At 62.0% G+C, this 13,283-nt stretch carries 12 protein-coding genes; 5 read left to right on the top strand and 7 right to left on the bottom strand.

The genetic code is table 11. The features are described 5' to 3' along the window. Window positions 1–8: 8 nt before the first annotated feature. From OZ428_RS31365 to OZ428_RS31355, 3 genes are read right to left on the bottom strand one after another with little or no spacing between them, the layout of a single operon-like run. Window positions 9–1,604 carry a GMC family oxidoreductase gene (locus tag OZ428_RS31365; RefSeq protein ID WP_177074302.1) on the bottom strand — a complete coding sequence of 532 codons (1,596 nt, stop codon included), beginning with the start codon at window positions 1,602–1,604 and terminating at the stop codon, window positions 9–11. A 38-nt stretch (window positions 1,605–1,642) separates the two neighbouring features. After that, window positions 1,643–2,188 carry a hypothetical protein gene (locus OZ428_RS31360; RefSeq protein ID WP_033897039.1) on the bottom strand — a complete coding sequence of 182 codons (546 nt, stop codon included), beginning with the start codon at window positions 2,186–2,188 and terminating at the stop codon, window positions 1,643–1,645. Window positions 2,189–2,216: 28 nt separating this feature from the next. Then, entirely contained in the window at window positions 2,217–3,644 is a 1,428-nt protein-coding gene (locus OZ428_RS31355) for a coniferyl aldehyde dehydrogenase (protein ID WP_269132238.1), read from the bottom strand. Between the two features lie 144 nt (window positions 3,645–3,788). Between OZ428_RS31355 and OZ428_RS31350 the strand changes: the two genes are divergently transcribed. Continuing rightward, window positions 3,789–4,460 (top strand): TetR/AcrR family transcriptional regulator, encoded by a 672-nt coding sequence (locus OZ428_RS31350; protein WP_010207263.1) that lies wholly within the window; start codon window positions 3,789–3,791, stop codon window positions 4,458–4,460. Between the two features lie 34 nt (window positions 4,461–4,494). After that, complete coding sequence (locus OZ428_RS31345) at window positions 4,495–5,349, top strand: sulfurtransferase (protein WP_133075471.1); 855 nt, start codon at window positions 4,495–4,497, stop codon at window positions 5,347–5,349. Here the strand turns inward: OZ428_RS31345 and OZ428_RS31340 are convergent. The 4 genes from OZ428_RS31340 to OZ428_RS31325 form a co-directional block, all read right to left on the bottom strand. Beyond that, on the bottom strand, window positions 5,336–6,328 hold the full coding sequence (locus OZ428_RS31340) for a hydrolase (protein WP_133075470.1): 993 nt from the start codon (window positions 6,326–6,328) through the stop codon (window positions 5,336–5,338). The two genes, OZ428_RS31345 and OZ428_RS31340, sit on opposite strands and share 14 nt — an antisense overlap. A 226-nt stretch (window positions 6,329–6,554) precedes the next feature. Beyond that, window positions 6,555–7,163: a 16S rRNA (guanine(966)-N(2))-methyltransferase RsmD gene (rsmD, locus tag OZ428_RS31335; protein WP_133075469.1), complete on the bottom strand. Its 609-nt coding sequence runs from the start codon at window positions 7,161–7,163 to the stop codon at window positions 6,555–6,557. Next, window positions 7,163–8,653, bottom strand: coding sequence for a M16 family metallopeptidase (locus OZ428_RS31330; protein WP_061434497.1), 1,491 nt, complete (start codon window positions 8,651–8,653; stop codon window positions 7,163–7,165). Before OZ428_RS31330 ends, rsmD begins: the two co-directional genes overlap by 1 nt. Beyond that, on the bottom strand, window positions 8,646–10,001 hold the full coding sequence (locus OZ428_RS31325; RefSeq protein ID WP_269132236.1) for a M16 family metallopeptidase: 1,356 nt from the start codon (window positions 9,999–10,001) through the stop codon (window positions 8,646–8,648). The genes OZ428_RS31330 and OZ428_RS31325 overlap by 8 nt, the downstream gene beginning before the upstream one ends. A 231-nt stretch (window positions 10,002–10,232) precedes the next feature. On the opposite strand from OZ428_RS31325, the gene ftsY reads away from it, so the two are divergent. From ftsY to ftsX, 3 genes are read left to right on the top strand one after another with little or no spacing between them, the layout of a single operon-like run. Next, a complete protein-coding gene (ftsY, locus tag OZ428_RS31320; RefSeq protein ID WP_095013883.1) occupies window positions 10,233–11,579 on the top strand; it encodes a signal recognition particle-docking protein FtsY in 1,347 nt (448 codons plus the stop codon). Beyond that, window positions 11,576–12,247 carry a cell division ATP-binding protein FtsE gene (gene ftsE, locus OZ428_RS31315; protein WP_003234627.1) on the top strand — a complete coding sequence of 224 codons (672 nt, stop codon included), beginning with the start codon at window positions 11,576–11,578 and terminating at the stop codon, window positions 12,245–12,247. Before ftsY ends, ftsE begins: the two co-directional genes overlap by 4 nt. After that, window positions 12,244–13,269 carry a permease-like cell division protein FtsX gene (ftsX, locus tag OZ428_RS31310; protein ID WP_016976026.1) on the top strand — a complete coding sequence of 342 codons (1,026 nt, stop codon included), beginning with the start codon at window positions 12,244–12,246 and terminating at the stop codon, window positions 13,267–13,269. Before ftsE ends, ftsX begins: the two co-directional genes overlap by 4 nt. The last annotated feature ends 14 nt before the right edge of the window (window positions 13,270–13,283 follow it).

Below are 13,283 nucleotides of genomic sequence, written 5' to 3'. Positions count from 1 at the left end.
GCGTTTTTTCATGCCGTTTTCAGACGTTCGGCCAATGCTGTCGCCAGTTGGGCGGTCAAACCGTACACCGATAATTGTGGATTGGCCCCAATGCTGGTGGGGAATAAAGACCCATCGTGGATCGACAGGTTGCGCAACTGATGGTGGCGACCAAGGCTGTCGGCCACTGCATTTTTCGGGTCTTCGCCCATGGCACAACCGCCCATCACATGGGCGCTGCCCAGGCAGGTGCGGTGCAATTCCAGGTTGAGCTCCTCGATCATCGTTCGGGCTTCGCCCAGTGTTTTCACGTAGCGCGCATCGTGATGCAGCGGCTTGACCGACTTGGCGCCCGCGGCGAACTGGATCTCGGCCATGCTGTGGAACGCACGGCGCAAGCCATCCCAGGCGTAGTCCGACACTTGATAGTCGAGCACCGGCGTACCATCACCGCGCAGTTCCACGCTGCCGCCGGGGCTGTCGGGGTGGAAACCATCGCGCAGCAGCGCCAGCATCGCGTGGGTATTGGGCAATTGACTCATGTCCAGGGCGTTCTGGGTGCCATAACCACCGAGCAACGTACTGGCCAGCGCAGGATGTAAGGGCGGCGCCTCCAGCTTGTAAGACATTTTGCCAGTGGTGCCATCCTGCCACTGGAAATGGTCGGAATAGATTGACTGCGGCGCGCCGTAGAACGGGTTGATCACCTCGTCGAACAACCCAGCGGAAAAATTCACCAGGTGCAGGAAGGTGCGTTTTCCCAACCGTTTGTGCGGGTCTGGAGCGTCCGAGCGCATCAGCAACGCCGGGCTGTTGATGCCGCCGCCGGAGAGCACATAGTGCTTGGCTTTCACGGTGATTTTGCGGCCAGTCGGCGTCACGCACAGGTTATCCATGGCCACGCATTCCAGGCTGCTGATCGTGTCGCCGCTGTAGATCAGGCGTTCGGCGCGGGCCAGGTAGAGCAGTTCGCCGCCCTTTTCCAGGGTGGACGGAATCGTGGTTACCAACATCGACTGCTTGGCATTGACCGGGCAACCCATGCCGCAATACCCCAGGTTGAAGCAGCCGCGCACATTGCGCGGGATCACGTGCCAGCTGTAGCCGAGCTTCTCGCAGCCTTTGCGGATCACATCGTTGTTGGGGTTGGGCGGCAGGGCCCAAGGTGCGATGCCCAGGCGCTGCTCCATCTTTTCGAACCACGGTGCCATTTCGGCGCTGCTATGACCCTTCACCGCATATTCGCTGGCCCAGTGGCTGAGGGTGGCGTCCGGGGTACGGAAGCTCGACGTCCAGTTGATCAGCGTCGTGCCGCCCACTGCACGGCCCTGAAGGATGGTGATCGCGCCATCCTTGCTCATGCGGCCGATGCCCTCCTGATACAGGCTGGTGTAGGCCTCGTCTTCCAGCAACTTGAAATCGCTGCTGGTCTTGAGCGGCCCCTCTTCGATCAGCAGCACCTTGTAGCCGGCGGCGCTGAGGATTTCGGCGGTGGTGCCGCCACCGGCACCGCTGCCGATGATCGCCACGTCAGCTTCCAGCGTCAGGTCGTTGTCGAGGGCGGCGCCATTGTGGGTTTTCCAGCCACGGGCCATGCCGTCGCGGAAGGGATCGGGTACGGGCATCAGGGTCGTCTCTAGTTTTTATTGTGGGGGGAGGCGATTCAAATTTTCGGCGGGCCGGGGTAACCGCAATGGGCCCAGGACGCCGGCTGGAAGTACCAGGCCATGATCACCAATTTGAGCAACGAGCCCTGGCCCATGCGCAGCAGGTTGAGGTAGCTGTTTTCCCAACGGTGCAGGAAGTTGCGGATCTGCTCGCTGCTGGCATTTTCCCAACTGCCCCAGATCCCGGTCAGCGGGCCACGGGTGATGGCCATGCCCAACACGTCGAACAGTTGCTGGGTGAGCTTGAACATCTCCGGCGACAGGCGTTGCAGGCTGAAGTCGAGTTTCTTGAGAGTGTCTTCAATGCCGCTGGCAACGGCCTGGGCACTGGCCACTCCTTCCAGCAACACCGGGATCACGGCGCGCAGGAACGGCAGATCACTGCTGCGCAACATCACGAAACCGCTGGCCGGCGTGCTGCTGGAACAACCACTGAGGCTGGCGCCCAGCCCAGCGGTAGCCAGGAAGGCGCTGGCACACAGGCCGATTTTCAGGACGCCGCGCCGCGACAGCGCGGGTGTTTCAGTCAGGCTAGGGTTCATTGTTATTGTTATCCCGTGGGTGGCGGTTTCAGCGGACGAACAGCTTCTGGATCAACTTCTGGATCGATTTGCCGTAAGGCGGATAGATCAACTTCGCCGCGTTCAGGCGCTGTTTCACCAGCACGCCTTTGGCTTTGCTGAAGGTAAGGAAGCCTTCGTGGCCATGGTAATGGCCCATGCCCGACGGGCCGATGCCGCCGAACGGCATGTCGTCCTGGGCCACATGCAGCAAGGTGTCGTTCAGGCACACGCCGCCGGAATGGGTTTCGTGGAGCACACGATCCTGCTCGCCCTTGTTGTAGCCGAAGTAATACAGGGCCAGTGGGCGAGGGCGTTGGTTGATGTAGGCAAAGGCCTGGTCGATGCCGCGATAGGGCACGATCGGCAGCACCGGGCCGAAGATTTCGTCCTGCATCACGATCATGTCATCGCTGACATTCAACAACAGGCTGTGGGCCATGCGCCGCGCTTGGCCTTGGTCGTACAGCGGAATCAGGGTGGCGCCTTTGTCGGTGGCGTCCTTGACGTAGGCGTTGAGCCGGGCCAGTTGCCGTTCGTTGATGATGGCCGTGTAGTCCGGGTTGTCGACCAGGGTCGGATAGAACCCGCGAACGGCCTGGGTGTAGGCCTCGACGAAACCCTCGACGCGATCTTCCGGCACCAACACGTAGTCCGGTGCCACGCAGGTTTGCCCAGCGTTCAGCGCTTTGCCGAAGGCGATGCGTTCGGCGGCGTCCTTGAGCGGTACATCGGCGGACACGATGGCGGGCGACTTGCCACCCAATTCCAGGGTGACCGGCGTGAGGTGTTCGGCGGCTGCACGCATCACATGCTTGCCAATGCTGGTGGCGCCGGTAAACAGCAGGTGGTCGAAGGGCAGCTTGGAGAACGCCATGCCGACTTCGGCTTCACCCAACACCACGCACACCAGGTCTTCCGGGAAGATCTTTGCCAGCAGCGCCTTGAGCAACTGGCCGGTAGCGGGTGTCGACTCGCTGAGCTTGAGCATCACCCGGTTACCCGCCGCCAATGCGCCGACCAGCGGTCCGATGGCCAGGTACAACGGGTAGTTCCAGGGCACGATCACGCCCACCACGCCCAGGGGTTGATAGATGACTTTGGCTGACGCGGGCTGGAAGGCAATGCCTACGGCGCGACGGGAAGGTTTCATCCAGCCCTTGAGGTGTTTGCTGGCGTAGTGAATGCCATGCAGGCTGGGCATCAGTTCGGCGAACAGGGTTTCGTCAGCGCTGCGGTGGCTGAAGTCCTGGCTGATCGCGTTGATCAGCGCCTGGCGCTCGTCGCTGAGCAGGTCGCGCAGGGACTTGAGCCATTGCTGGCGTTGTGCGGCCGGCGGCATCGGGTTGGCGGCGTAGGCGCGGCGCTGGGTGTCGAACAGGTCTTGGAGCTGGTCCAGCACCTGGGAATCTTGCAGATAGGCAACGTTGGCAGACATGGCGGCGTTCCCGATTGTTATAGGTCTGCCTGGATTTTTAGAGTCATTGCTCTAAATTGTCAAATGTCATTACGCAGTTGCGGATTTATCCTCGCAAGATTAGGCCGTAAGATGCCCCATCACGTGTACAGAAGCTGATCCCCTATGGCACCACGAGTAAAGACCAGCGAGCGCATTGTGCAAACCAGCCTGGAGCTTTTTAACCAGCAGGGCGAACGCAGTGTGAGCACCAACCACATCGCCGCCCACATGGAAATTTCGCCGGGCAACCTGTACTACCACTTCCCCAACAAGCAGGCGATCATCGCCGTGCTGTTTCGCGAATATGAAGCGCTGGTGGACAGTTTCCTGCGCCCGCCCCAAGGCCGTGCCGTCACCGTCGAAGACAAACGTTTCTACCTGCAGGCCGTGCTGGCTGGCATGTGGCGCTACCGTTTCCTGCACCGCGACCTCGAACATCTGCTGGAAAGCGACCCGGAACTGGCGACCGGCTATCGGCGCTTTTCCCAGCGCTGCCTGACCCAGGGCGGGGCTATTTACCAAGGGTTTGTCGATGCCGGCATCCTCAACATGGACCCGGTGCAAACCGAAGCCCTGACCCTCAACGCCTGGATCATCCTCACCTCCTGGGTGCGTTTCTTGTGCACCACCAATGAAAACTCTGCCCATTTGAGCGCCGAGGCGATCAAGCGTGGGGTGTATCAGGTGCTGGTGCTGGAGGCCGGGTTTGTCACCCCTCAAGCCAAAGACGCCGTGGATGCATTGTTTAAAGAGTTTTACGTGCCGTTGAATCAGGCATTGGAAGAAGTGAAGTAGGACCTTTCCCGAATCTGTTCACTAGGAGTCCGTCATGCCGCTTGCCCAACTGATCAGCCCCCAGCAACTGGCCGAGCGCCAGAAGGCCGGCGGGGTGGTGATCCTGGATTGCCGTTTTGCCTTGGAAGACCCGGACTACGGGCGTTGCAGCTATGCCGAAGGGCATATCGAAGGCGCGCAATACGCCGACCTGGAGCGCCACCTCAGTGGCCCGGTGACCAAGGGCGTCACGGGACGTCACCCATTGCCAGCGGCGGACACCTTGGGCCAGCAATTGCGGGCGTGGGGCATCAACGCCGATACCGAAATCGTGCTGTACGACGACGGCCCCGGCGCCTATGCCGCCCGCGCCTGGTGGCTGCTGGCCTGGCTGGGCAAGCGCGATGGCGTGTTTATCCTGGATGGCGGCCTCAAGGCCTGGCACGCCGCAGGTTTCCCGCTGAGCCTGGACACGCCGCTGGTTGAGCCTGGGACGTTCGCTGGTATGCCGGACAACCGCTTGTTGCTGGACGCCGAACACCTGCAAAAACGCCTGGGCCAGCCGGGATTGACGCTGATCGATGCCCGCGCTCAACCACGCTTTCGTGGCGAAGTGGAGCCGATTGACCCGATCGCTGGGCACATCCCAGGCGCGCAATGTGCGGCCTTCAACGAAAACCTGGGCGCGGACGGCCGCTTCCTGCCGGCTGAACAGCTCAAGCAGCGCTTCGCCGCGCAACTGCAAGGTCGCTCGCCGGATGAACTGGTGGCGTATTGCGGTTCCGGCGTGACGGCGTGCCACAACCTGTTCGCCCTGAGCTTGGCGGGTTACCCGTTGGGCAAGTTGTATGCGGGGTCGTGGAGCGAGTGGATTACCGATCCGACGCGGGCAATCGCTACCGGCGACTGAGCAACCAGGCGGGAATACGGCGCTCCAGGTAATAACCGGGGCGCTTGAGGGTGCCATCGACAAAGCCGACATGCCCCCCCTTGGCCAGCAGCTCAAACTCCGTGCACGCCGATAATTCGCTCGCCTCGGGCAGGCTGTGGGCGAATACAAACGGGTCATCGGCGGCCTGGATGATCAGGGTGGGCGTGCGGATCTCGCCCAGGTAATAGCGGCTTGACGCGCGGCGGTAATAGTCCTCGGCACTCAGAAACCCGTGGAGCGGCGCAGTCACCCGGCCATCGAAATCCCAGAACGTACGCATCTTTTCCAGTGAGCCCAAGGCTTCCAGGGTTTTGAGCCCATCTGCCTGGCCGTCCTGCAGAAAGCGACGCTGCTTGACGCGGATATACGCCAGCATTTCACGCATGAAGTGCTTCTGATACACCCGCGAAAAGCCCAGGCCGATACGGTCTGCACACTGGTCCAGGCGAAACGGCACCGACACCGCCGCCGCGCCTTGCAGTCCCGATGCATCGCCGGTTTCACCCAGATGCTTGAGCAGCACATTGCCGCCCAGCGAATAACCCACGGCATACAGCGGCGCCAACGGCCGCTTGGTGCGCAGGTGGGCAATCGCTGCCGCGAGGTCTTCGCTGGCACCGGAGTGATAGCTGCGCGCCAACAGATTCGGTTCGCCCGAGCAGCCACGCCAGTTCAACGCGGCGCTGGCCCAGCCTTGCGCAGCCAGGGCTTTTTGCAGGCCGGCCACGTAAGGCGAGTTGGATGAACCAGTCAGGCCGTGCAGCACCAGCACCAACGGCGCTTGCGCGTCGTGGGGGCCATGCCAGTCGAGGTCGAGGAAGTCGCCGTCGTCCAGCCACAGGCGTTCGCGTTGGCGGTCGATGTGGGTGGTGGGACGCCACAGCGGCCCCCACAGTGTTTGCAGGTGGGGGTTGCCGAGGCCGAAGGCGGGGGTGAACAGGTGGGTAGAAGGCTTCATGAAACTCTCGGTGGCAAACGCACTTTATTGTGGTGAGCGGGCTTGCCCCGCGCTGGGCTGCGAAGCAGCCCCACCAAGAACACCGCGACTGGTCAGTTAGAACATCATTGCTGGTTTTGGGGCCGCTTCGCAGCCCAGCGCGGGGCAAGCCCGCTCACCACAACAAGCCTGCTCACCACAAAAAGCCCGATCACCACAACACAAGCCCTGCTGCTACAACCGGGGATCAGGCGACGCTGCGATGCCACAACGCGTAATACACCCGTCCGGACTTCTGTTCCCGGTGCAGGCGCCAGCTTGCCGGCAGGCCCAGGGTCGAAGGCGCGGTCTCGCTTTCAGTGTAGATCCATGCATCCGGCGCCAGCCACTGACGTTCTTCCAGCAGCGTACACACGGTCGGCAGCAGGTTCTGGTTGAACGGCGGGTCGAGGAATACCACATCGAACTGGCTGGCTGGCTGGGTTTCCAGATAGCGCAGCGCGTCGGCGGTTTGCACCTGGCCATTGGTGCAGCGCAGGGTGCCCAGGTGTTCCTTGAGGCTGGAGACTGCGATATTGCTCGCATCCAGCGCCTGAGCCTGGGCGGCGCCACGGGACAGCGACTCCAGGAACAACGCGCCACTGCCGGCAAACGGGTCCAGCACCTTGGCGCCCGCGATGTACGGCGCGAGCCAGTTGAACAGGGTTTCACGCACGCGGTCCGGCGTCGGGCGCAGGCCTACCACGTCGGGGAAACTCAGCTTGCGGCTGCGCCATTCGCCGCCAATGATGCGCAGCTGGCCCACACCGTTATGCACGTTGTGGACAGGTTTTTTCGGGCGAGATGAACTGGCCATTAATGCTCCGGAACCCCGAGCGGCTGCTCGGCGGGTTTGTCAGTGGGGGGCGGTAGTGGCTTTTGCGCAATCGTCGGGCCGGCGGTCACGATGACCATCTTGTCGGCGCTCAAGTGTTTGTTCATGGCAGCCTTGACCTGCTCTACGGTCAGGGCCTGGGATTGTTTCATGAAATCTTCCAGATAGGTCAGCGGCAGGTTGTAGAAACCCATCGCACCCAACTGCCCGACGATATCGGCGTTGCTCGCGGTGGACAGTGGGAAGCTGCCAGCCAGCTCACGCTTGGCGTCATCCAGTTCTTTTTGCGTCGGGCCGTTGTCGAGGTAGTCCTTCACCACGTCTTCCACCAGGCGCAGGGTGCCGCCGCTCATTTCGGCGCGGGTCTGCAGCTGGATCATGAACGGGCCGCGCACCTGCATCGGTGAAAAGCCGGAGTACACGCCGTAGGTCAGGCCGCGTTTTTCACGCACTTCGCTCATCAGGCGGGTGCCGAAACCACCGCCGCCAAGGATCTGGTTACCCAGGGACAAAGCCGCATAGTCCGGGTCGGCACGGTCGATGCCCAGTTGGGCGAACAGCAGGTGCGTCTGCTTGGACGGGAATTCGATGCGGTTCAAGCCTGGCTTGGGTTCGGTCGGCTGGGCGATTTTCGGCAAGGCCGGGCCTTTAGGCAGCGAGGCGGAAATCTTGCCGGTCATGGCTTCGGCCTCGGCGCGGGTCAGGTCACCCACCACCGCGATCACCGCGTTGCCGGCCGCATAGGCCTTGGCATGGAATGCCTGCAACTGCGCCAGGGTAATCTTCGGAACGCTCTCTGGCGTGCCTTCGCTCGGGTGTGCGTAAGGGTGATCGCCGTACAGGCGCTTGAACAACTCAAGGCTCGCCAGCTTGCCGGGGTTCTGCTTCTGGTACTCGAAGCCGGCGAGGATCTGGTTCTTGATCCGCGCCAGGGAGTCGGCGGGGAAGGTTGGCTTGCCGATCACCTGATCAAACAGGCTCAGTGCGGCGTCGCGTTTATCGCTGTCGCTGAGGCTGCGCAGGGACACCAGCGCCATGTCGCGGTACGCGCCATTGCCAAAGTCCGCGCCCAGGCCCTCGAAATCACGGGCGATCTGGCTTACATCCTTGCCCGGCACGCCTTCGTTGAGCATGGCGTTGGTCATCAGCGCCAGGCCCGGCACGTTGCCGTCCTGGCTGCTACCGGCGGCGAACAGGATGCGCACGTCGAACATCGGCAGTTCATGGGCTTCGACGAACAGCACCTTGGCGCCTTCGGCGGTGGTCCAGGTTTGTACGTCGAGCTTGCGGTTGGTCGGTGCCTTGTCGTCCAGCTCTGCCAGGGATTGCAGTTTGTTGCTCGACTGGGCTTTTTCCAGCGCCGGGCTGGCGACGGAGTCGCTCGGGCGCAGGAAATACACGGCACTGGCGGCGATCAGGGTGACAACGATCAGGCCGGGGAAAATCAGGCGGCTGCTTTTGCGATCACTCATGAGCGGTCTCCAGAGGCAAGACATGGGCGACGTTGAGACGTTCGCGGGTGAAATAGGTGCGTGCGGCTTTCTGGATATCGTCCGGGGTCACGCTTTGCAGGTCGGCAAGCTCGGTGTCCATCAGTTTCCAGGACAGGCCAACGGTCTCCAGGGAGCCAATGGCCGTGGCCTGGCTGGTGATGGAATCACGCTGGTAGACCAGGCCGGCAATCACCTGGGCGCGGATACGTTCCAGTTCTTCGGCGGTCGGCGGCTTGGCCTTCAGCTCTTCCAGCAGGCGCCACAGGCCGGCTTCGGCTTGGGCGACGGTCTTTTTCTTCTGCTGGTTGGGGGTGGCGGTCAGCATGAACAGGGTGTCGCCACGGGTGTAGGCGTCGTAGTTGGTGGAGGCGGCGGACACCAGCTCTTCACCGCGCTCCAACTGTTCGGAGATCCGTGCACTGTAGCCGCCGTCCAGCAACGCCGAGATCAGGCGCAGCGCCTGCACCGACCGTTTGTCTTCTGCGGTGGCCAGGCCTGGCACGTTGAAGCCCAGGATCACGCTCGGCAGTTGGGTCTGCACTTTCATGGTCAGCAGGCGCTCGCCGGGCTCGGCCAGTTCCATCGGGATCTTGGCCGGTGGCACGTCACGCTTGGGAATCGGGCCAAAGTAGCGCTGGGCCAGGTTTTTCACCTCGTCCGGGGTGACGTCACCGACCACCACCAAGGTGGCATTGTTCGGCACGTACCAGGATTGGTACCAGTGGCGCAGCTCTTCGACCTTCATGCGGTCCAGGTCGGCCATCCAGCCGATGGTCGGCGTGTGGTAGCCGCTGGCCGGGAAAGCCATGGCCTTGAAGCGCTCGTAGGCCTTGGACATCGGGTTATCGTCGGTGCGCAGGCGGCGCTCCTCTTTGATGACCTCGATTTCGCGGCTGAACTCGTCGGCCGGCAGGCGCAGGCTGGCCATGCGGTCGGCTTCCAGCTCGAAGGCAACGCCCAGGCGATCACGGGCCAGTACTTGGTAGTAGGCGGTGTAATCGTCGCTGGTGAAGGCGTTCTCTTCGGCGCCCAGGTCGCGCAGGATCAGCGAGGCTTCGCCGGGGCCGACTTTGGCGCTGCCCTTGAACATCATATGTTCCAGGGCGTGGGACAAACCAGTCTGGCCCGGGGTTTCGTAGCTCGAACCGACCTTGTACCAGACCTGGGAAACCACCACAGGCGCGCGATGATCTTCGCGTACGACCACCTTCAGGCCGTTATCCAGGGTGAATTCATGGGTGGGTTGTGGGTCGGCAGCCAAGGCTGAAAGAGGCAGACAAACTGTGCTGAACAGCAGGCCTGCGGCGCGGCGGGCTAGAGCATTCATTCGTTTTTAAACCTGTTGGGCTGCCCGCTTGGTCTTAGCGTCGGCGGGCGAGGAGGTGCTAGGATACTGATCCGACTGAGTGACGGCCACTGCGGCTGTCTTGTTGAGGCCCTATTTTGGCCTTCAAAATGTTGCGCATGAACGAGCTGGCTAAAAAACAGTCTGTTACGCATCGAATTTTATTTACCGACGCGCCTACTGGCGCGTCGCTACCTTGAGATAGCCGTCTCCATGTTTGGTTCCAACGACGACAAGAAGACCCCAGCTGCGGCTGGCGAGAAAAAAGGCCTGTTCGGATGGCTGCGCAAAAAGCCGCAGGAAACCGTCGACGAACAGCCGCCGGTTCAGCCTGAACCCATCCCTGAGCCTGTAGTAGAAGCCGAACCGGTTGTTGAAACCCCGGCGCCAGTGGTGTTGCCGATGGCCGAGCCGGTGTTGCAGCCGGTGGTCGAAGCTGAGCCTGAGCCTGAGCCTGAGCCAGAACCAGAGCACAAGCCGTGGCTTGAACTGCCGGTGGCCGAAGAGCCCGTGGCCCTGGTCGAAGATGTGCAGGCTGAGCACGTGACTCCGCCGATTCCGGCTGTGGTCGAGGTCGCTGCGCCCGCGGTGATCGAGCCAGAACCTGTGGCAGCTGCCGTCGAAACCAGCAAGACCGGCTTCTTCGCCCGTCTCAAGCAAGGGCTGAGCAAGACCAGCGCCAGCATCGGCGAAGGCATGGCCAGCCTGTTCCTCGGCAAAAAGGTCATTGATGACGAACTGTTGGAAGACATCGAAACCCGTCTGCTCACTGCCGACGTGGGCGTCGAAGCCACCGCCGTGATCATCCAGAGCCTCACCCAGAAGGTCGCGCGCAAGCAGCTGACGGACGCCGATGCGCTGTACAAATCCCTGCAGGCCGAGCTGGCCGCCATGCTCAAGCCTGTTGAGGCACCGCTGGTGATCACCCCGAACAAGCCGTTCGTGATCCTGGTAGTGGGCGTCAACGGCGCTGGCAAGACCACCACTATTGGCAAGCTGGCCAAGAAGCTGCAATCCGAAGGCAAGAAAGTCATGCTGGCCGCCGGTGACACCTTCCGCGCCGCAGCGGTTGAGCAGTTGCAGGTGTGGGGCGAGCGCAACAAGATCCCGGTGATCGCCCAGCACACTGGCGCGGATTCCGCCTCGGTGATCTTCGACGCCGTGCAAGCCGCCAAGGCCCGCAACATCGACGTGTTGATCGCTGATACCGCCGGTCGCCTGCACACCAAAGACAACCTGATGGAAGAGCTGAAGAAAGTCCGTCGCGTGATCGGCAAGCTCGATGCAGACGCGCCGCACGAGGTTCTGTTGGTGCTTGACGCCGGCACTGGCCAGAACGCCATCAGCCAGGCCAAACAATTCAACCAGACGGTGCAACTGACCGGCCTGGCATTGACTAAGCTCGACGGCACGGCCAAGGGCGGCGTGATCTTTGCCCTGGCCAAACAGTTCGGGTTGCCGATTCGTTATATCGGCGTCGGTGAAGGCATCGACGACCTGCGCACCTTTGAAGCCGAACCCTTTGTACAGGCACTGTTTGCCGAGCGGGAGCGTTCATGATTCGATTCGAGCAGGTCGGTAAACGCTATGCCAACGGGCATGTGGGCTTGCATGAGCTGAGCTTTCGAGTGCGTCGCGGCGAGTTTCTGTTTGTAACCGGGCACTCCGGTGCCGGCAAAAGTACCCTGTTGCGCCTGCTGCTGGCCATGGAACGCCCGACTACCGGCAAGTTGTTGCTGGCGGGCCAGGACCTGGCCACCATTAGCAATGCGCAGATTCCGTTCCTGCGCCGCCAGATCGGCGTAGTGTTCCAGAACCACCAGTTGCTGTTCGACCGCACCGTGTTCAATAACGTGGCGTTGCCGTTGCAGATCCTCGGGCTGTCCAAGGCCGAGATCGTCAAGCGCGTGGATTCGGCCCTGGAGCGTGTGGCGCTGTCGGACAAGACCGATCTCTACCCCGGCGACCTGTCCACCGGCCAGCAACAGCGCGTCGGCATCGCCCGCGCCATCGTCCACCGCCCAGCCCTGCTGCTGGCGGACGAACCCACCGGTAACCTCGACCCGCGCCTGGCGGCCGAGATCATGGGCGTGTTCGAAGACATCAACCGGCTGGGCACCAGCGTGCTGATCGCCAGTCACGACCTGGCGCTGATCGCGCGGATGCGCCATCGCATGCTCACCTTGCAACGCGGCCGCTTGATCGGTGACGGGGAGGCTGGCGTATGAGTGCGACCCGCAGCCCTAAAGTCTCCGAGCGCGTGGCGCCGAAACCGGCCGACCCGCAACCGCCGAAGAAAAAACACGATCACGACGATGACGGCCCGGACTTCAGCACCCTGCTGCGCGCTTGGATCGAAAGCCATCGCGCCAGCCTGGTCGACAGCCTGCGCCGCCTGGGCAAGCAGCCGATCGGCAGCTTTTTCACCTGCCTGGTGATGGCAGTCGCCCTGAGCCTGCCGATGGGGTTGTCGCTGCTGCTCAATAATGTGGAGCGGCTCGGCGGTTCCTGGCAGCGCGCGGCGCAGATCTCGCTGTACCTGAACATCGACGCCAGCGCCAAAGACGGCGAAGCGTTGCGCGACGACATCAAGAACATCCCAGGTGTGGCGGATGCCGAGTACATCAGCCGCGACCAGGCCCTTGAAGAGTTCCAGCAACAATCCGGCCTGGGCGAGGCGCTTAAAGAGCTGCCACAGAACCCGCTGCCGGGCGTGGTGCTGGTGACGCCGAATGAAGTCGACAAGCCGGCGCTGGAAGCCCTGCGACAAAAACTCGCAGAGATGCCCAAGGTGCAACAGGCGCAACTTGATCTAGTCTGGGTAGAGCGCCTGGCGGCGATCCTCAAGCTGGGCGACCGCTTTGTGTTCGGTCTGACGGTGCTGTTGGTGTCTGCATTACTTTTGGTGATAGGTAATACCATTCGTCTTCATATTGAAAACCGTCGCACCGAGATAGAAGTGATTAAACTGGTCGGCGGCACGGACAGCTATGTGCGTCGTCCTTTTCTGTACATGGGCGCGCTTTATGGCTTTGGTGCCGGGATTTTGTCCTGGGGCGTGCTGGCTTTCGGCCTGGACTGGCTGAACGACGCGGTGGTCGGGCTGGCCGGACTCTACGGCAGTGATTTCGCGCTGGCCGGCGTGCCGGTAGCCGATGGTCTGAGTCTCTTGCTTGGCGCGGTATTGTTGGGGTATATCGGTGCTTGGATTGCGGTCGCTCGTCATTTACGCGAGTTGGCACCGAAGTAGTTAATGTCAGATTA

It is taken from the genome of Pseudomonas sp. GXZC (assembly GCF_026967615.1).
GTDB classification, from domain to species: Bacteria; Pseudomonadota; Gammaproteobacteria; order Pseudomonadales; family Pseudomonadaceae; genus Aquipseudomonas; species Aquipseudomonas azotoformans_A.
Note: the sequence above shows the minus strand (reverse complement) of the source record. Positions and strands in the feature narration are given on the sequence as shown.

Excerpts from the sequence above, each read along its gene's own strand:
- ftsE (WP_003234627.1), top strand. The coding sequence starts at position 11,576 with ATGATTCGATTCGAGCAGGTCGGTAAACGCTATGCCAACGGGCATGTG.
- OZ428_RS31350 (WP_010207263.1), top strand. The coding sequence starts at position 3,789 with ATGGCACCACGAGTAAAGACCAGCGAGCGCATTGTGCAAACCAGCCTG.
- OZ428_RS31330 (WP_061434497.1), bottom strand. The coding sequence starts at position 8,653 with ATGAGTGATCGCAAAAGCAGCCGCCTGATTTTCCCCGGCCTGATCGTT.
- OZ428_RS31365 (WP_177074302.1), bottom strand. The coding sequence starts at position 1,604 with ATGCCCGTACCCGATCCCTTCCGCGACGGCATGGCCCGTGGCTGGAAA.
- ftsX (WP_016976026.1), top strand. The coding sequence starts at position 12,244 with ATGAGTGCGACCCGCAGCCCTAAAGTCTCCGAGCGCGTGGCGCCGAAA.
- OZ428_RS31325 (WP_269132236.1), bottom strand. The coding sequence starts at position 10,001 with ATGAATGCTCTAGCCCGCCGCGCCGCAGGCCTGCTGTTCAGCACAGTT.
- ftsY (WP_095013883.1), top strand. The coding sequence starts at position 10,233 with ATGTTTGGTTCCAACGACGACAAGAAGACCCCAGCTGCGGCTGGCGAG.
- OZ428_RS31355 (WP_269132238.1), bottom strand. The coding sequence starts at position 3,644 with ATGTCTGCCAACGTTGCCTATCTGCAAGATTCCCAGGTGCTGGACCAG.
- OZ428_RS31345 (WP_133075471.1), top strand. The coding sequence starts at position 4,495 with ATGCCGCTTGCCCAACTGATCAGCCCCCAGCAACTGGCCGAGCGCCAG.
- OZ428_RS31340 (WP_133075470.1), bottom strand. The coding sequence starts at position 6,328 with ATGAAGCCTTCTACCCACCTGTTCACCCCCGCCTTCGGCCTCGGCAAC.
- rsmD (WP_133075469.1), bottom strand. The coding sequence starts at position 7,163 with ATGGCCAGTTCATCTCGCCCGAAAAAACCTGTCCACAACGTGCATAAC.
- OZ428_RS31360 (WP_033897039.1), bottom strand. The coding sequence starts at position 2,188 with ATGAACCCTAGCCTGACTGAAACACCCGCGCTGTCGCGGCGCGGCGTC.